This is a genomic window from Pokkaliibacter plantistimulans (genome assembly GCF_003194385.1).
Classification (GTDB): Bacteria; Pseudomonadota; Gammaproteobacteria; order Pseudomonadales; family Balneatricaceae; genus Pokkaliibacter; species Pokkaliibacter plantistimulans.
In genome coordinates, this window is record NZ_LAPT01000175.1 from 1 (window position 1) to 1,025 (window position 1,025).

Annotated in this window: 1 protein-coding gene; it reads left to right on the forward strand. The window is 60.4% G+C overall.

Annotated features, from left to right (window positions below; genetic code table 11):
- Window positions 1–82: 82 nt before the first annotated feature.
- The coding region (locus WH50_RS25430) for an IS481 family transposase (RefSeq protein WP_110190245.1) at window positions 83–1,025 on the forward strand (943 nt) is incomplete at its 3' end.

Sequence of the window (1,025 nt, forward strand, 5' to 3'; positions counted from 1 at the left end):
TGTGATTTCTCATTAGGTTGTTCATTCGGGGCGTATCCGGAGAATTGGAGGCGCGACCCAACCCAACACACCGAGACCCCGAATGAACAACCATAAACATGCCCGATTAACCGTTCACGGTCGAGCCCTGCTCGTCAAACGCATTGTCGAAGTCGGCTTACGCCCCGAAGAAGCGGCGCAGGCCGCTGGGGTCAGTGTACGCACTGCCTACAAATGGCTCAGGCGCTACCGCGAAGAGGGGGAGCCCGGTCTTCACAACCGCTCGTCCCGGCCCCATCGCAGCCCACGCGCCATTCCTGCACAAACACAGGAACTCATCGTCGAGCAACGCCGTGCCCGGCACTCGTATCGCCAGATCAGCGCCCACCTGAAGGTGGGATGCAGTACGGTGGCGCGCCTGCTCAAGCGGCGGGGGCTCAACCGGCTGGCCAATCTTGAGCCCGCCGCCCCTGTCATCCGGTACGAATATCCCGTGCCCGGCGGCTTGCTGCATCTGGATATCAAGAAGCTCGGCCGCTTCCTTCGCCCTGGCCATCGCGTAACAGGCAACCGACGACAGGACTCGCCCGGCGCCGGCTGGGAATACGTCCATGTGGCCATCGATGATCATTCCCGCATTGGCTTCAGCTCAATCCATCCCGACGAAACCGGCAAAAGTGCGTGCCATGCTCTGTTACAGGCGGTGCGCTATTATCGGCGCCTCGGCATTCGCTTCGTGCGCGTGCTGACAGACAATGGCGCGTGCTATCGATCCCGGCGCTTCCGTCGGCTGTGCACACGTTTGAACCTCCGCCATTATCGAACCAAGCCTTATACGCCACGCACGAATGGCAAGGCGGAGCGTTTTATCCAGACGGCGCTGCGTGAGTGGGCTTATGCCCGCTCCTATGAATCCTCAGAGCAGCGCGCTGCCCATTTGCCGCTGTGGCTTCATCAGTACAACTGGCATCGTCCTCATGCCAGCTTGCATTATCAGCCTCCTGTCAGCCGGCTTCCTCTACTGAACAACGTGGTGGGTTTACACA